Raw genomic sequence first — 15,423 nt, 5'->3', positions numbered from 1 at the left:
GGGCTGTCGCACCCGCCCCTTACGGTGGAGGGGTGGACAGCACCGAGCGGCCCCGCGGGCCGCACCTCGAATGGACCGTCGTCGACAGCGACATCGGGCCCCTGCTCCTGGCCGCCACCCCGGAGGGTCTGGTCCGGGTCGAGTTCCATGCCGGGCCGGACCGGGTCGACAGGATGATCGGCTCCCTCGTCTCCCGGCTGGGCGCCGACGCCCGGCGTCCGGAACCGGGCCGGGAGGTGCTGCTGGCCGAGCCGATACGCCAGCTGAACGCGTACTTCGCGGGCTCGCTCAAGCGCTTCGAGCTGCCGCTGGACTGGCGGCTCAGCTCCGGCTTCAACCGCCAGGTGCTCCAGGAGCTCGACCGCTCGGTGCCGTACGGCGCGGTCGTCGGGTACGGGGAGCTCGCGGCCCGGGTCGGCCAGCCGGGCGCGGCCCAGGCCGTGGGCAACGCCATGGGGTCGAACCCGCTGCCGCTGGTGGTGGCCTGCCACCGGGTCGTGGAGAACGACGGGGGGATCGGCGGCTTCGGCGGCGGGGTGGAGACCAAGCGGACCCTGCTGGCCCTGGAGGGCGTCCTGCCGCAGCCCCTGTTCTGAGGAGATTGCCCTCGACGAGGCACGAGGCGACTCGGGAGACCGGGCCGGGAGACCGGGGCCGGAGACTGGGCCGGGGCCGGGCCGGGGCCGGGCCGGGGCCGGGCGGGAGGCCGGGCCGGGGCCGGGCGGGAGGCCGGGCCGGGGCCGGGCGGGGGCCGGGAGACCGGGCCGAGGCCGGGCCGGGGCCGGGCCGGGAGACCGGGCCAGGAAGCCGGGCCAGGAAGCCGGCCCAGGAGGCCGGGCCGGGGGTGGGGGCCGGCGCGGGGCGGATATCCCGTTCCGTCGGGCGGTAAGGGGTGGGAAACTGCCGCGGTGACTACTGCCACCGCCTCGGGCGGCACCGCGCCCGTACACCGCCCCGTGCCGCTGCGACGGGGGTGTCCGGCGTGAGCGCCATACCCGGCACCGACCGGCCCGCCCCGCCCGCCGGCCCCGCGGACCTGCCCCGCCTCCAGCGCCGCATCTCCGGAGTGCTGATCGCCAGCCAGATGCTGGGCGGCCTCGGCGTGCCCATCAGCATCGCCCTGGCCCCGGTCCTCGCGACGCAGGTCAGCGGCACCGAGTCGCTGTCCGGCTTCGCCTCCACCGCCGCCGTGATCGGCACCGCGGCGGTCTCGCTGCCGCTCGCCGCCCTGATGACCGCACGCGGCCGCCGGCCGGGGCTGATCCTCGGGTACGGGATCGGCGCCGCCGGTGCGGGGCTGGTGGTCCTCGCCGCCGTCATCAAGAGCTTCCCCCTGCTGATGCTCGGCATGGCCGCCTTCGGAGCGGCCTCCTCCGCCAACCTCCAGGCCCGGTTCGCGGCCGCCGACCTCGCCGCCCCGGACCGCCGGGCCCGGGCCGTCGCCGTCGTCGTCTGGGCCTCGACCCTCGGCGCGGTGCTCGGCCCCAACCTGTCCGCCCCGGCCGGCCGCAGCTTCGCCGGGACCTCCATACCCGAGACGGCGGGCCCCTTCGTCTGGGCCGGCGCCGTCTTCGTCCTCACCGGCACGCTGATCGGCCTGTTCCTGCGGCCGGACCCGCTGCTGACGGCCCGGGCCCTGGCCGCGCCCGCCGAGCAGGGCCCGGGCGCCCGCTCGCTGCGCGCCGGGGTCGCCGCCGTCAAGGCCTCGCCGCGGGCGCGCCTCGCCCTGGTCACCGTCGCCGTCTCGCACACCGCCATGGTTTCGATCATGGTGATGACCCCGGTCGACCTGGGCCACCACGGCGCCACCCTGGAGCTCGTCGGCCTCGTGATCAGCGGTCACATCGCCGGCATGTTCGCCTTCTCGCCGGTCATGGGCTGGCTCGCGGACCGGGTCGGCCGGCTGGCGGTCATCGGCCTGGCGGCCGGTCTGCTGTCGCTGGCGGCGCTGCTCGCCGGCACCGCCGGGCCGAGCCACGCACAGAGCGCGCTCGGTCTGTTCCTGCTCGGCCTCGGCTGGTCCGCCGGCATGGTCTCCGGCTCGGCCCTGCTCACCGACTCGGTGCCGCAGGCAGCGCGGGCCGCCGTACAGGGCCTGAGCGACCTGACGATGAACACCTGCGCGGGCGTGGGCGGCGCGGCCGCCGGCCTGGTCATGTCACACGCCGGCTACGGCTGGCTGAACGCGATCGGCGCGGGCCTGCTGCTGCCGATGGCGGCGCTGGCCCTGTTCACCGCGCGCCGCCACCCGGCCGCCGCCACCGCGGAGGTCAGTAGCTGATGTGGTAGGCCTTGCGCAGCGTCTCGTGGACGGTCCAGGTGGTCTTGTCGCCCTCCCGGAGCACACAGGCGGAGCCGGGGCCCACCTCCAGGGTCCGGCCGCCCTCCACCTCGATGGTGGCGCGGCCGCTGACCACGACGAACAGCTCGTTCGCCTCGGTGTCGGTGACCACGCCCGGGGTGATCTGCCAGATGCCGCGCAGCTGCTTGCCGTCGGGGGACTCCCACAGCACCTTGCCCGTCACGACGGGCTCGCCCGAGAGGATCTGGCCGGGGTCGAGGTCCTCGACCTCCAGCGCGGCGTCCGGTACGGATACGGCGAACGAGGCGGGTCCGTGCTCACTGGTGCTCATGCCGAGTCACCCTAATCCGGCCGTCCGGCGCGGCGGGGTGACCAGAACGTCCAGGTTCGGCCCGCCGGACCGGGCAACCTGTCCAGACGGCGCCGCGCGCAGGCCGCCGGGGCGCGGCAGCGCAGGGTTTCGGACGGCGGGCCGGGAGCGCGTTTGGGGGCGCACGTCTCGTGCCATGGATGGGACATGCACACATCACCCGAGGTCCCCGTCCTGTCCGAAGAGGTCCGTGAGGCGCTGGAGCGGGGCCTTCCCGTCGTGGCGCTGGAGTCGACGATCATCTCGCACGGTCTGCCCCGCCCGCGCAATCTCGCCGTGGGCGCGGAACTGGAGGCGCTGGTACGCGCCGAAGGTGCGGTTCCGGCCACGATCGCGGTCGTCGACGGCGTGGCGTACGCCGGTCTCGACAAGGCGCAGCTGGAGCGGATCGCCGGCGGCGAGGGCGTGCGCAAGCTCGGCCACCGGGATCTGGCGCCGGCGCTCGCGACGGGTGCGACCGGGGCCACGACGGTGTCCGCGACGGCGTTCCTGGCCGCGCGGGCGGGGCTGCGGGTCTTCGCCACGGGCGGGCTGGGCGGCGTGCACCGGGAGTACGCGCAGACGCAGGACGAGTCGGCGGACCTGGCGCTGCTGGCGCGGACGCGGATCACGGTGGTGTGCGCGGGGGTGAAGTCGATCCTGGACGTGCCGGCGACGCTGCAGCGGCTGGAGACGCTCGGGGTAGGGGTGCTGGGCTACGGGACGGAACGTTTCCCCGGGTTCTACCTCTCCAGTTCCGGTGAGCCCGTGGACTGGACCGTCCACCGGCCGGAGGAGGTGGCGGCGGTGATGGCCGCCCAGGACGCCGTCGGCGGCCCGGAGTCGGCACTGCTCGTGGCGAATCCGGTGGCGGAGACGGAGCAGTTGGATCCGCAGGTGCACGACCGGGTCCTGGCCGAGGCCCTCGCGGAGTGCCGGGAGCGGGGGATCACGGGACAGGCAGTGACCCCGTTCCTGCTGGGGTTCCTGGTACGGGCCACGGGCGGGGCGTCGCTGGAGGCCAACCTGGCGGCGGTCCGCGGCAACGTGACGCTCGGGGCCAGGATCGCGGGGGCCTGGGCGGCGCGCGCGTGACGGCGTCCGGGGCGCTGCTGGTCATCGGGGACGTGGTGACGGACGTCGTCGCGGTCCATCCGGAACCGCTGACTCCGGCCACGGACACGGCCGCCCGGATCCGGACCCTGGCGGGCGGCGCCGGAGCCAACGCGGCCTGCTGGGCGGCCCACGCGGGGGCGCCGGAGGTACGCCTCCTCGCGCGGGTCGGCACCGAATCGGCCCGGTGGCACGAGCAGTTGCTGCGGGAGGCGGGGGTGCGGCCGCGGCTGGTGGTCGATCCGGCCGAGCCGACCGGGACGGTGGTGGTGCTGGTCGGCAAGGACGCCGAGCGGACCTTCCTCACCGACAGCGGCGCCGCGCTGCGGCTCTCCCCGCAGGACTGGGCTCCGGCGCTGCTGGACGGGGTGGCGCACCTGCACCTGTCCGGCTACCTCTTCTTCGCCGACACCAGCCGTGAGCTGGCCCTGCTCGCGCTGCGGGCGGCGCGGGCCCGGGGGGTGCCGGTGAGCGTGGACCCGGCTTCGGCGGGTTTCCTGGTCGCGCTGGGTCCGCAGCGCTTCCTCGATGACGTTGCGGGGATCGGCGTACTGCTGCCCAACGAGGACGAGGCGCGGCTGCTGGCCGGGCTGCCGGAGCCGGCCGGTGCGGCCCGTGCGGCGGCGGAGCTCAGCCGGCACGTGCCCCTCGTCGTGGTCACCCGGGGTGCGGCCGGGGCGCTGGTGGCGGAGGGGGGCCGGGTGACCGCCGAGGTGGCGGCGCAGACGGCCGAGGCACTCGACTCGACGGGCGCGGGGGACGCGTTCACCGGCGGGTTCCTGGCGGCCCGCCTCGCGGGCGCGGTCCCGGCGGCGGCGGCCGAGGCGGGGTGCCGTGCGGCCGCGCAGGCGGTCACCCGGCTGGGCGGGCGACCGTAGGGTCCTCGGCTGCGGGGTGGCGGGCCGGTCACATGGTGTACTCCTCCTGACCGAGGGTGTCGATCACGCCCGCCTTGTTCACGCCGTAGTGGAACACCAGCCCCTTGTTCGGGTGGGTTTCCAGCCACGAGGTGAGCTCGTGCGTGGTGATCGGCTTGTTCGTCGAGCCGGAGAGGATCGGGTCGTGGGCGCCGATCTCGGCGTCGTCCGCGATCGGGATGTAGGTCTCCTCGCCGACGGTCACGAAGGGGGTGGCGCCGCCCGCGACGGGGCAGCCCCAGTGGCCGTGCCTGACGATCAGGCTGTAGGCGCCGCCCTCGGGGGTGTAGCGGTAGACGGCGATCTCGTTCGGCGAGACCGGGTCCTTGGGGGCGCAGGTGGGCCCGGGAGCGGGCGGCTTCGGCTTGACCGGGGCGCCGGCGGTGGCGGTCGGGGCCGGCTTCTTCGAGGGCGCCGCGGCGGGAGCGGACGGCGGCGCCGCCGTGCCGGCCGGGGCGGAGGAGGCCGACGTGGCCGAAGGGGTCGCGGCGCTCGCACCGGGCGCCGTGCCCGCGGGGCCCGTTCCGGTCCCCGCGGCTCCGTCGTCCCCGTTGCAGGCCGTCAGGGCCAGGGTCCCGCAGAGCAGCAGAGCGGCGGCGCAGGCCCGCCGCCGCGGCCGTCTCGGACCCTGAACCGCCTTGCCGCGTCCGCCCATTACCGTCTCCCTCTGCCAAGGCGCCACCCGGTGGCCGCCGTCGAAGCGTGCCGTCAACGTAGCTCCCGGTCCCGGCCGCGGCGACGGCCGGAACCGGTTCGTCACGGAGCCGCGATGGCGCTGTTGCGGATCCCGGACGTCCGTGACGGGGCGGCGGTCCTGAGGTCAGCCCGTGAGGCCGGTGAGACCGGTCCAGGCGGGGTGGCGGGGGTCGTCGGCCCGGACCACCGCGTCGGCCCGGGCCGCGGGGTCGGTCTCCGCCTCGTAACGGGCGAACGCGGGCAGGGTCCAGCGGGCGGACTCCTCCGTGCGACGGGCCAGCGCCCCCGGGGAGAGCCGGATGTGGACGCTGAGGTCGAAGGGGAACCAGTGGCCCAGCAGCAGCGGACCGTGCACGATCACCACGCCGCCCGCCGGGAGTTCGGTGTACGGGCGGCGGGTCGCCCGGTCGGTCACCGGGTCCCAGAGGTCGGGCAGCACGCGGCCGGTGCCGCCCGGATCGGTCGGGCCGAACACCTCGCGCCACAGGGCGGCGGTGTCGTACCAGTTGCCGAGGTAGGAGTCCACGTCCTCGCGGCCGAACTCGAAGCGCAGGGAGGCCGGACGCAGGAATCCCCCGGCGGCCACCACCAGGACCTGGCGGCTGCGCTGCCGCAGCGCCTCGGCGAGGTGGCCGGCGAGCACGTCGGTGCCGGCGGCGGGCGCGCCGTCGACGCCCACCCGCTGCCACGTCCCGGACCCGGCCGGGGGCTTGTGTTCGTCGAGGTGCCCGGCGAGGCGCTCGGCCATCCGCTGCCATGTGATCGCTTCCAGCTGCACGGGCCCATTGTCAGTGGTGGGCCTTAGCGTTTTTCACGAGGGATCACCGGCGGGAAGGAGCCGTTGGCCCGGCCTTGGGGAGGGGTCTGTCATGGCTCGCGAGACGACGTATCTGGAACTGTCGCAGGACGGCGGCGGGGCGCACAAGTTCTACGAGGTCACCGTGGACGGCACGGCCGTGTCGGTGCGGTACGGCCGCATCGGCGCGGACGGCCAGCTGCAGAGCTCGTCGTTCCCGACCGTCGAGAAGGCCCGGGCGGCGGCCGCGAAGAAGATCGGGGAGAAGGTCCGCAAGGGGTACGCGCCGGCCGTCGCCGGGCAGCGCGCGCCCCGGGCGGTGACGCGCCGCCAGGTCACCTCGGCGCCGTCGACGGCGCGGGCGGTGGCCCCGGTGCTGTGGCGGTTCCGTACGGGGTCCTCGGCCTTCGGGATCCATGTGGACGAGGACCGCTGCTGGGTGGGCAATCAGGCGGGGGACGTGTACACGCTGAGCCACGCGGGCGAGGTCCTGGCCCGGTACTCGCTGCCGGACGGGGTGAAGTGCCTGGTCGCGGACGACTTCTGGATATACGCGGGCTGTGACGACGGCACGGTGTACGACCTGTCCTCGAAGGTGCCGTTCGGCGCCTACGACATCGCGGCGGACGTGGACATCTTCTGGCTCGACATCCACGAGGGCGTGCTGAGCGTGTCCGACCGCGACGGCGGGCTGACGGTCATCGACCACGAGGACGAGTTCCAGTGGTCGCGGCGGTCGTCGGGTGCCAACGCGTGGATGGTCCGGGCGGACGAGCGGGCGGTCTACCACGGCCACAACAAGGGCGTGACGGCGTACGCGGCCGACGGCGGGGCGCAGTTGTGGCACCGGCCGACCAACGGCAACGTGCTCTTCGGCTGGCAGGAGGACGACGCGGTCTACGCGGGCACCGGGCGCCACACCGTACAGCGGCTGTCGAAGGCGACGGGTGCCGAGGAGGCCTCGTACCGCTGCGATTCCGCGGTGTACGCGTGCGCGACCTCGCCGGACGGGCGGCACGTGTTCGCCGCCGACAACGCCGCGTCGGTGTACTGCTTCGACGCGGACGGACAGCGGGTGTGGAAGCTGGGAACGGGCGGCGGTTCGGCCCTGTCCATGCAGTACCTGGACGAGCGGCTGTACCTGGTCACCACGGACGGGTCCCTGATCTGCATGGACGCGAGCGAGGCGGCGATCCTCGCGGCCCAGCGGGGCTCGGTGCCGACGGCCGTGGACGTGAAGTCGGCGGCTGCGCTTCCGGTGTTCACGCCGGCGGCGTCCGCCTCGGCGGTGGCGACGGTCTCGGTGGCGGCGGCGCCCGCGGACGGGGTGGTCGTGGAGTGCGTGCAGCGGGGCGGCCGGGTCCGGGTGCAGGTGGTGTCGGGCGGCTTCGAGCCCTCGTGGAACGTGCAGTTCCCGCGCGGGATCCGCGAGCCAGGCGCCCGGTACGTGGTGGACGGGCTGCACGCGGCCTCGGGAGGGTTCTACCGGGTGCGCGGGGAGATACGCCGCCTGGTCTGAACGGGCCGGCTCACGGGAGGAAGACCGGGCAGTCGCAGGGGGCGGCGCCGGGCGGGGCGTCCGCGGGTATGGAGAAGGCCTCGCCCTCGGCGAGCGTGCAGGTCACGTACAGCACGACCGGCACGGTGCCGAGGTTGCGGCCGAGGTGGAGGTGCTCGATGCCGGGCGGCTCGACGAAGCTGGTCCCGGGCCGGTGCACGACTTCCGAGTTGTCGTGCAGGATCCGGGTCAGCGTCCCGGACTTGACGAGCGCGATCAGCGGAACGCGGTGGAAGTGCCAGCCGGTGCAGCCACCGGGCGCTATGACGACCTCGCGGCCGGCGAGGTGCTCCGCCGTGCCCGCCGCCGCCTCCGTGCCCGCCGCCGCCTCCGCGGCCTGCGCGGCCTGCGCCGCCGCCACGGTTTCCGTGGCTCTCGCGCGTCGTGCCGTCGTCTGCCGTCCAGCCATGTGTGTGCCCCTCCCCCACGGGCATCACGGCCCTCCGCAGCCCCGACGCCCCACCGTAAGGGACTTCCGGACATCCAGGGAGAGTTGCAGGAACCAGGATCACCGTGCGCGGCGAGGTGATAAGCGGACCGGACGGCGGTATCACCTCGTCATGAGCCTCGTGGTGTTCGAGTCGCTGAAGCAGATCCACTGTGCGCAGTGCCGCCAGGGGCCGCTGCGGCATCTCGTCCGTGAGGCCGGCGTGCCCCGCTGCCTGGACTGCGCCGATCTCGGGCACCTGGTCTACCTGCCGCGCGGGGATGCCGCGCTCACCCGGCGCGCCCGGGAGGCCAGTTCGCTGTCCGCGGTCGTCGTCCGCTTCAACAAGCGGCGGCGGCGCTACGAGCGCCAGGGTCTCCTCGTCGAGGAACCCGCCCTGGCGCGCGCGGAGCGCGCCTGCCTCGCGGACGCCGAGGCGCGGGCCCGCCGCCGGGAGCGGGACCGGCTGCGCCGTGCGGTCGAGGACACCCGGTTCACCGCGGCCTTCGCCGCGGAGATCCGGCGGCTGTTCCCGGGCTGTCCCGCCGAGCGGGCGGAGGCGATCGCCGCGCACGCCTCGGTGCGCGGCAGCGGCCGGGTGGGCCGTACGGCGGCCGGCCGGGCCCTCGACGAACAGGCGGTGTCGGTGGCGGTCCGGGCCGCGGTGCGGCACACCGACACCGAGTACGACGCACTGCTGATGGCAGGCGTCCCGCGGTTCGCGGCCCGGGCCCGGCTGGCGGCGCGGATCGACGCGATCCTGGACGGTTGGCGTACTCCCCCGCCGCCCCCGCTCGCCGCCGCACCCGCCTCGGCGCCCGCTTCCGGGCCGGGCCCGTAGCGTACGGTCTGCTACCGGAGGCGGAAGCGACGGTAGAGCAGCATTCCGCCGAGCAGCAGCGCCCCGCCGCCCGGCAGCAGGTAGCCGGCCCCGTCGGCTCCGGTGTGGGCGAGCGCCGGGCCGTGCTGCGGCGGCGCGGCCGGAGTGACGGGCTGCTCGACGACCGGGGTCTGCGGCTGCGTCTGCGGCGCCTGGGGTGGCGTCTGGGGCGGCGTCTGGGGCTGCGGCGGCTTGCCGCCGCTGGGCACGTCGCCGTTGACGGAGGTGTTGCCGGCCGAGGTGTTGCCGATCCCGACGACGCTGACCGAGTTGCCGCTGAGGTTGACCGGGACATCGACCGGGAGGTGGATCCCGTTGCCGGACAGCAGCCCGGGCGAATCCTTTCCTCCCCCCTCGGCGTGCGCTCCACCGCCCGAGCGGGTCCCGCCGCCCGCCGTGTTCCCGGCGCCCGGCTTCGACGGGTGCGAGGACACCGACCCGGAGTGCCCCTCGACGTCGTGCCCGGAGTCGTTGGTACAGCGGTTGCCCGCGGCCGAGTTGAGCAGTCCGACCACGCTCACGGTGTTGCCGCACACGTTCACCGGTGTGTGCACCGGCAGTTGCACCAGGTTCCCGGACAGCAGCCCCGGCGAACGCTCGGCCGCCCCGCTCGCGTCCGCGTCGGCGTGGGCGAATCCGCTGACACCCGCGACCGCCAGTCCACCGCCCGCAACCACCGCCGCGATCAAGCCATTACGACGACTGTGTCGCATCAGTTTCCCTGCCTTCCGGAGGAGTTCGCGGGTATGGCACCCGCACCGGAAACAACGCGGTAAACCCATTCGGGTTATAGAGGCGGTAGGCATTTCACCCCATCGTGTACTGGGTACTGCCTACTTCATGACCGATCGCCCGCTGCTGCTCCTCGACGTGGACGGCCCACTGAACCCCTTCCGGTCCCGGCTCGCCGGGCTCCGCGGATACACGAGCCACCGGATGCGCCCGGCCGACTGGATGGCCAACGTGGACCCGGGCTCGCGCACGGCCCGGCGCGGGCTGCGGGTCCGCCTGCACCCCGCGCACGGCGCCCGTCTGCAGGCCCTGCCCTTCGAACTCGCGTGGGCCACCGCCTGGATGCACCAGGCCAACACGATGATCGCCCCGCGCATCGGACTACCCGGCGATCTTCCCGTCATCGAATGGCCGGAACTGTTCGCCGGCGACCCCGACGGCCTGTTCTGGAAGACGCGCCCGCTCCTCGCCTGGGCGGCGGGCCGTCCCTTCGCCTGGGTCGACGACATGATCACCCCGCAGGACCGCGCCTGGATCGCGGCCCACCACCCGGCCCCGGCTCTCCTCCTGCGCATCCACGCCCGCCACGGTCTGCGCGACCGCGACTTCACCACGTTGACGCGGTGGGCCGAGGAGGTCAGCGCCGCAGGGCGGTGAGCGGGTCCGGGGAGGGGACTCCCGTCGGCCACCAGTCCTCGGTCTCCGGGCGGGACTCGTAGGCGTACCAGAGGCCGTCGCGGCCCAGCCTGAGCTGGCGGGTGTGCGAGGTGAGGCGGTTGCGCTCGGGGCGGAAGGCGCCCTGGGAGGCGGCCAGGAGCACCGGGCGGGCCCGGTCGAAGGGGCCCGCCGGGGGGTCCCAGGGCTCTTCGAGCGCGGCGAGCGCGGCCCGCCCGCCCTGGCGCCAGGCCGCGGCGGCCCGGGCCAGGTCGGTGGTGGTCCGGCCGGTGGCCCGGGCCAGGTCCCGGTAGAGGGTGCGGGCCGCACCGGTGAGGCCGGCGGTGTGGTGCGCGGAGGCCAGGCGGACGGCGTCCTGCCACAGGGTGAGGCCGGCGATCGGGTCCTCGGCTGTGGTGAGCAGCACGAGGGCGCGGGCGGCGGCGTCCGTGGCGAGCTGGTCCAGGGCCAGCGGGTCCGGGGCGGCCGGGTCGGCCGGGTAGGCGGGCGGCAGGCCCGCCGCGCCGGGTGCGGCCAGCGGCGCGGGCAGCGGCGGCAGACCGGTACGGGCCAGCGCGGCACGGGCCGGGACACCGGGGAGGTCCGGTGTGGTGTCGGGTCGTTCGCGGGCGGCGTGGGCGGCGTTGCGGCGGGTCAGCTCGTCGAGGAGCTCCCGTTCGCCCCGGCCGCGCAGGAGCAGCAGGACGAACGGGTCCTCGTCGAGGAGCCGGGCCGCCCGGTAGCAGAGGGCCGCGGCGTGCTTGCACGGCGGACGGGCGGTGTCCGGGCAGGAGCAGCGCGGGACGAGCTCGCCCGCGCCGGGCAGGACCGTCCCCGCCAGGGAGTGCGGAACCTCCCGCTCCAGCAGGCCGGCGAGGGCCGTCGGGTCCGCGGCCACCGCCTCCAGGAGTTCGTCCCACTCGGCGTCGGCGAAGGGGCTCAGCGCCAGTTCGGTGCGGTACGGGCGGGCCCGGCTGCCCCGTACGTACGCCACGATCCGGCCCGGGGTGACGGTGACCGCGTCGACGTGGCCCTCTTCGGCGTACGCGCGGCCCCGCGCCAGGCGGGCGGGGTCGCGGGACACCGCTTCGAGCGCCGACACCCAGGCCCGGCCCCACCAGCTGGCGGCCTGCACCCCGGCGGGCACGGTCTCGAAGGTGCGGCGGCGGTCGTCCCGCGCGGTGATCATGCGGGCCTCCGCAGGGAGACGAGGTCGGCCAGCTCGCGGTCGGTCAGCTCGGTCAGCGCGGACTCCCCCGAGCCGAGCACGGCATCGGCCAGGGCCCGCTTCGCCTCCAGCATCTCGGCGATCCGGTCCTCCACGGTGCCCTCGGCGATGATCCGGTGGACCTGCACGGGCTGGGTCTGGCCGATCCGGTAGGCGCGGTCGGTGGCCTGCTCCTCCACGGCCGGGTTCCACCAGCGGTCGTAATGGATGACGTGGCCGGCCCGCGTCAGGTTCAGCCCGGTGCCCGCCGCCTTCAACGAGAGCAGGAACACCGGGACTTCGCCGGACTGGAAGCGGTCCACGAGCTCCTCCCGGCGCGCCACCGGGGTCCCGCCGTGCAGCAGCTGGTGGGCGATCCCCCGGGCCGCCAGGTGCCGCTCGATGATCCGGGCCATCGTCACGTACTGGGTGAAGACCAGCACCGAGCCGTCCTCCGCCAGGATCGTGTCCAGCAACTCGTCCAGCAGGGCCAGCTTGCCCGAGCGGTGCGGGATCCGAGGCTGCTCCTCCTTCAGGAACTGCGCGGGGTGGTTGCAGATCTGCTTGAGCGAGGCCAGCAGCTTCATGATCATGCCGCGCCGCTCGATCCCCTCGCTCGCCTCGATCACGGCCATCGCCTCGTCCACCGCGGCCTGGTACAGCGAGGCCTGCTCGCGGGTGAGGGAGACCGGATGGTCGGTCTCCGTCTTCGGGGGCAGCTCGGGGGCGATCCCCGGGTCGGACTTCTTGCGCCGCAGCAGGAACGGCCGGACGAGCGCGGCCAGCCGGGCGACCGCCGCCTCGTTGCCCCCGTCCTCCTCCTGCTGGTGCTCCACCGGGCGGGCGTGCCGGGCCCGGAACGTCGTCAGCGGGCCCAGCAGGCCCGGCGTCGTCCAGTCGAGCAGCGCCCACAGCTCGGAGAGGTTGTTCTCCACCGGGGTGCCGGTCAGCGCCACCCGGGCCGGCGCCGGGATCGTACGCAGTGCCTTCGCCGTCGCCGAGTGCGGGTTCTTCACGTGCTGCGCCTCGTCGGCCACGACCATGCCCCAGGGCTGTTCGGCCAGCCGGGCGGCGCTCGCGCGCATCGTCCCGTACGTGGTGAGCACGAACCCGCCGGCCAGACCGTCGAGGCTGCGGCTGCCGCCGTGGAACCGGCGCACGGCGGTGCCGGGTGCGAACTTCTCGATCTCCCGCTGCCAGTTGCCCAGCAGGGACGCGGGGCAGACGACGAGCGTCGGCTCGGGGCGGTCCCGGTGCAGGTGCAGCGCGATCAGCGTGACCGTCTTGCCCAGGCCCATGTCGTCGGCGAGGCAGCCGCCGAGGCCGAGCGAGGTCATCAGGTCCAGCCAGGCCAGACCGCGGGCCTGGTAGTCGCGCAGGGTCGCCTTCAGCCCGACGGGCTGCGGCAGCGGGGCCTGTTCGCCGGTCAGCCGGTCCCGCAGGGCGGCCAGCGCCCCCACCGGGACCGCCGCCACCGGCTCCCCGTCCACCTCGGCCGTCCCCGTCAGCACGGTCGCCAGCGCATCCACCGGGTCCAGCAGCCCCAGCTCCCGCTTGCGCGCCTTGCGCACCAGCTCGGGATCGACCCGGACCCACTGGTCGCGCAGTCGCACCACGGGCCGGTGGGCCTGTGCGAGGGCGTCCATCTCCCCGGGGGTGAGCCGGTCGCCGCCCAGCGCGAGCTCCCAGGAGAACGCGAACAGCTGCCGGGCGTCGAAGAAGGCCGTGCCGTCGGTGGCCGAGCCCGGCGCGGTGGACCGTACGACCGCGGTCGCGGACAGCGTACGGGCGAGCTCGCGCGGCCAGTGGACCAGGACCCCGGCAGCCGCCAGCCGGCTCGCGGCCGTACCCAGCAGGTCTTCGAGCTCGGGGTCGGAGAGGGCCAGGACGTCGGGGACCGGCTGGTCCATCAGTCGCAGCAGCGGCGGCCAGACCCGGGCGGCCCGGCGCAGCGCCAGTACGGCGTCGATCCGGGCGCGGGGCCCGAACCCGGCGGCGGCCGCACCGGCCCACAGCAGCCCGGCGTCGGTGACGAGGGTGGGATCGGCGAGGCTGTGCACCTGGACCACGGCGGCGCCCGCCCGGCGGTTGTCCTCCTCCTCCGCCTCGTCGAAGAGGCGGAACGAGGACAGGTCGAGCCGCAGGGAGATCCCCACGCCGGTGTCGGCGCCGGCCGCGACCTGTGCGGCCCAGTCCTGTATGCCGGGCACCCGCTGCGGCTCCCGCGCGGCGAACGGCCGCCCCGCGGCCACCGGCGCGGCCGGGGTGCGCGGCAGGCAGTCGGCGACGGCGTCGAGGAACGCGCGGACCAGGGCCTCCGGCTCGGGCAGCTGGAGCGGGCGGCGCCCGGCCAGAGGGGTGGCGTACCCCTCGTACGGGAGCGCGGCGGCCACCGCGCGGAGGTGGCCGACGTCCTCGGCGTCGAGCGGCCCGGCCCGCCAGGCGTCGATCCCTTCGGGGGTGACCCCCGGCAGCAGCCGGCCGCGGGCCACCAGCGTGAGCGCGTGGCGGGCGGCGGTGCCCCAGGCGCGGGTGGCAGGATGGGTGGCGGCTCTGAGCGGGGCGCGGGCGAGCAGGGGCAGGGCGTGGGCCACCGGGAGGCCGACGGCGGGGACGGTACGGCTGCGGACGCCCTGGCCGTGCGGCCGTACGACGGTGAGCACCGTCGGGGTCCCGCCCGGGAGCTCGGGCAGGGCGTCCCCGTCGGGCGCCCAGAAGGCGATGCGGGCCTCGCGGGGGACGGCGGCGGGCAGGAACACGGCGGGGTGCCGCAGCAGCGCGTCCAGCGGCTGATCCGGCTGCGGCTGCTGTGGTCGATGCCGCTGTTGCGGCGGGTCCGGCTGCGGTGTCACGGTGTCGCCTCCCTCCCCTCGCCTCCCTCCCCTCGGTTCCCTCGGGCCAGACGGGTCGCGCCTGTCCCCGAAGTCTAGGCGCGGGCACTGACAACGCCGCTGAGCTGCACAGATGCCGAGTCCGTCGCCGCGCCGCGCCGCCGCGGACCCGCCGGTGGGACCATGGATCCGAGGCGAGGGCGATGGATCCGAGGCGATGGTCATGCGTTCCGGAAACGAGCCGGTGACAGCCCGCAGTCCACTGCGGCTGCGGTTCTGGCTGAGCCTGTGGGGGCTCGTCTGGGCCGTCGCCGGGACGGCCGCGTTCTCGCTGGTCGGCCGGCCCGGCTGGGCGGCCGCCTGCGGGGTGCTCGCCGTACTCGCGCTCGTGGACCTGGTCGTCGTCCTGCACCACATCCACCAGGGCCCGCACTACCAGCCGGGCCCGGACGTCCCCCCGTACGAACCTCCCCGCGGCCGGTGACGCACCGGACGGGGGCCGCTCCGGAGGCGGCCTACTCCTCGAAGCGGGCCGCCGCCAGGTAGTCGGGGCGCGGGTCAAGGGCCGCCGCCAGGCGGAAGTGCTTGCGCGCCTGCTCCGGACGGCCGGAGCGCTCGTGGGTGCGGGCCAGCGCGAAGTGCGCGAAGGCGTTGTCCGGCTCCCGCTCCAGCACCAGCTCGAACTCCAGCTCTGCCGGACGCAGTTGGGCGGCGGCGAAGAAGGCGCGCGCCCGCAGCAGCCGGGCCGCCGTGTTCTCCGGGTGCGCGGCGATGACCGAGTCGAGCAGTTTCACGGCGCCCCGCGGGTCCCGCGCGGCCAGCAGCTGCTCGGCGGCCCGGTAATCGATGACATGTGTTTCCGGGGACGAGCCGGACGGCGGAGACGGCTGCGCCGGTATGGGCGGCGTGGTGTCGGACACGGTCTGATCCTTCCCTCTGCAGGCGCGTTCAACGCCCCGCA

Annotated in this window: 16 protein-coding genes; 8 read left to right on the top strand and 8 right to left on the bottom strand. The window is 75.3% G+C overall.

Features of this window, described 5'->3' with window-relative positions; all coding sequences use genetic code 11:
- The first annotated feature begins 32 nt into the window (after positions 1-32).
- Together ACIPK4_RS11605 and ACIPK4_RS11600 are read left to right on the top strand one after the other, a co-directional pair.
- Entirely contained in the window at positions 33-596 is a 564-nt protein-coding gene (locus ACIPK4_RS11605; protein ID WP_402311297.1) for a methylated-DNA--[protein]-cysteine S-methyltransferase, read from the top strand.
- A 386-nt stretch (positions 597-982) separates the two neighbouring features.
- Positions 983-2,281 carry an MFS transporter gene (locus ACIPK4_RS11600; RefSeq protein WP_402311294.1) on the top strand — a complete coding sequence of 433 codons (1,299 nt, stop codon included), beginning with the start codon at positions 983-985 and terminating at the stop codon, positions 2,279-2,281.
- Here the strand turns inward: ACIPK4_RS11600 and ACIPK4_RS11595 are convergent.
- A complete protein-coding gene (locus tag ACIPK4_RS11595) occupies positions 2,271-2,633 on the bottom strand; it encodes a cupin domain-containing protein (RefSeq protein ID WP_402311291.1) in 363 nt (120 codons plus the stop codon). The genes ACIPK4_RS11600 and ACIPK4_RS11595 overlap by 11 nt on opposite strands.
- Before the next feature lie 186 nt (positions 2,634-2,819).
- Here ACIPK4_RS11595 and ACIPK4_RS11590 point away from each other — a divergent pair, with 186 nt between their 5' ends.
- Both ACIPK4_RS11590 and ACIPK4_RS11585 read left to right on the top strand, forming a co-directional pair.
- A complete protein-coding gene (locus ACIPK4_RS11590) occupies positions 2,820-3,746 on the top strand; it encodes a pseudouridine-5'-phosphate glycosidase (RefSeq protein ID WP_402311289.1) in 927 nt (308 codons plus the stop codon).
- A complete protein-coding gene (locus tag ACIPK4_RS11585; protein ID WP_402311287.1) occupies positions 3,743-4,642 on the top strand; it encodes a carbohydrate kinase family protein in 900 nt (299 codons plus the stop codon). The genes ACIPK4_RS11590 and ACIPK4_RS11585 overlap by 4 nt, the downstream gene beginning before the upstream one ends.
- 28 nt (positions 4,643-4,670) lie before the next feature.
- Here ACIPK4_RS11585 and ACIPK4_RS11580 read toward each other — a convergent pair whose 3' ends face one another.
- Positions 4,671-5,336, bottom strand: a complete 666-nt coding sequence (locus ACIPK4_RS11580) for a hypothetical protein (RefSeq protein WP_402311285.1) — start codon at positions 5,334-5,336, stop codon at positions 4,671-4,673.
- 165 nt (positions 5,337-5,501) lie between these two features.
- A complete protein-coding gene (locus tag ACIPK4_RS11575) occupies positions 5,502-6,155 on the bottom strand; it encodes a uridine kinase (protein WP_402311283.1) in 654 nt (217 codons plus the stop codon).
- A gap of 91 nt (positions 6,156-6,246) precedes the next feature.
- On the opposite strand from ACIPK4_RS11575, the gene ACIPK4_RS11570 reads away from it, so the two are divergent.
- Positions 6,247-7,692 (top strand): WGR domain-containing protein, encoded by a 1,446-nt coding sequence (locus ACIPK4_RS11570; protein ID WP_402311281.1) that lies wholly within the window; start codon positions 6,247-6,249, stop codon positions 7,690-7,692.
- A gap of 10 nt (positions 7,693-7,702) precedes the next feature.
- Here the strand turns inward: ACIPK4_RS11570 and ACIPK4_RS11565 are convergent, their stop codons facing one another.
- The gene (locus ACIPK4_RS11565; RefSeq protein ID WP_402311280.1) at positions 7,703-8,140 is read right to left on the bottom strand and encodes a cupin domain-containing protein; all 438 of its coding nucleotides are present in this window, start codon (positions 8,138-8,140) and stop codon (positions 7,703-7,705) included.
- 151 nt (positions 8,141-8,291) lie between these two features.
- Here ACIPK4_RS11565 and ACIPK4_RS11560 point away from each other — a divergent pair, with 151 nt between their 5' ends.
- Positions 8,292-8,999, top strand: coding sequence for a DUF2293 domain-containing protein (locus ACIPK4_RS11560; protein WP_402311278.1), 708 nt, complete (start codon positions 8,292-8,294; stop codon positions 8,997-8,999).
- An 11-nt stretch (positions 9,000-9,010) separates the two neighbouring features.
- On the opposite strand, the gene ACIPK4_RS11555 is transcribed toward ACIPK4_RS11560, so the two are convergent.
- Entirely contained in the window at positions 9,011-9,751 is a 741-nt protein-coding gene (locus ACIPK4_RS11555; RefSeq protein ID WP_402311276.1) for a chaplin, read from the bottom strand.
- Positions 9,752-9,878: 127 nt separating this feature from the next.
- Here ACIPK4_RS11555 and ACIPK4_RS11550 point away from each other — a divergent pair, with 127 nt between their 5' ends.
- Complete coding sequence (locus tag ACIPK4_RS11550; RefSeq protein ID WP_054222791.1) at positions 9,879-10,427, top strand: hypothetical protein; 549 nt, start codon at positions 9,879-9,881, stop codon at positions 10,425-10,427.
- Here ACIPK4_RS11550 and ACIPK4_RS11545 read toward each other — a convergent pair.
- Both ACIPK4_RS11545 and ACIPK4_RS11540 read right to left on the bottom strand, forming a co-directional pair.
- Positions 10,408-11,613, bottom strand: coding sequence for an SWIM zinc finger family protein (locus ACIPK4_RS11545; RefSeq protein WP_402311274.1), 1,206 nt, complete (start codon positions 11,611-11,613; stop codon positions 10,408-10,410). The genes ACIPK4_RS11550 and ACIPK4_RS11545 overlap by 20 nt on opposite strands.
- Positions 11,610-14,417, bottom strand: a complete 2,808-nt coding sequence (locus ACIPK4_RS11540) for an SNF2-related protein (RefSeq protein ID WP_402311797.1) — start codon at positions 14,415-14,417, stop codon at positions 11,610-11,612. Before ACIPK4_RS11540 ends, ACIPK4_RS11545 begins: the two co-directional genes overlap by 4 nt.
- Before the next feature lie 268 nt (positions 14,418-14,685).
- Between ACIPK4_RS11540 and ACIPK4_RS11535 the strand changes: the two genes are divergently transcribed.
- A complete protein-coding gene (locus tag ACIPK4_RS11535) occupies positions 14,686-14,946 on the top strand; it encodes a DUF6343 family protein (RefSeq protein ID WP_376195955.1) in 261 nt (86 codons plus the stop codon).
- A 31-nt stretch (positions 14,947-14,977) separates the two neighbouring features.
- Here the strand turns inward: ACIPK4_RS11535 and ACIPK4_RS11530 are convergent, their stop codons facing one another.
- The gene (locus tag ACIPK4_RS11530) at positions 14,978-15,382 is read right to left on the bottom strand and encodes a tetratricopeptide repeat protein (RefSeq protein WP_402311270.1); all 405 of its coding nucleotides are present in this window, start codon (positions 15,380-15,382) and stop codon (positions 14,978-14,980) included.
- Positions 15,383-15,423 lie beyond the last annotated feature (41 nt).

It is taken from the genome of Streptomyces sp. NPDC086989 (assembly GCF_044745505.1).
In the GTDB taxonomy this organism is placed as follows: Bacteria; Actinomycetota; Actinomycetes; order Streptomycetales; family Streptomycetaceae; genus Streptomyces.
Note: the sequence above shows the minus strand (reverse complement) of the source record. Positions and strands in the feature narration are given on the sequence as shown.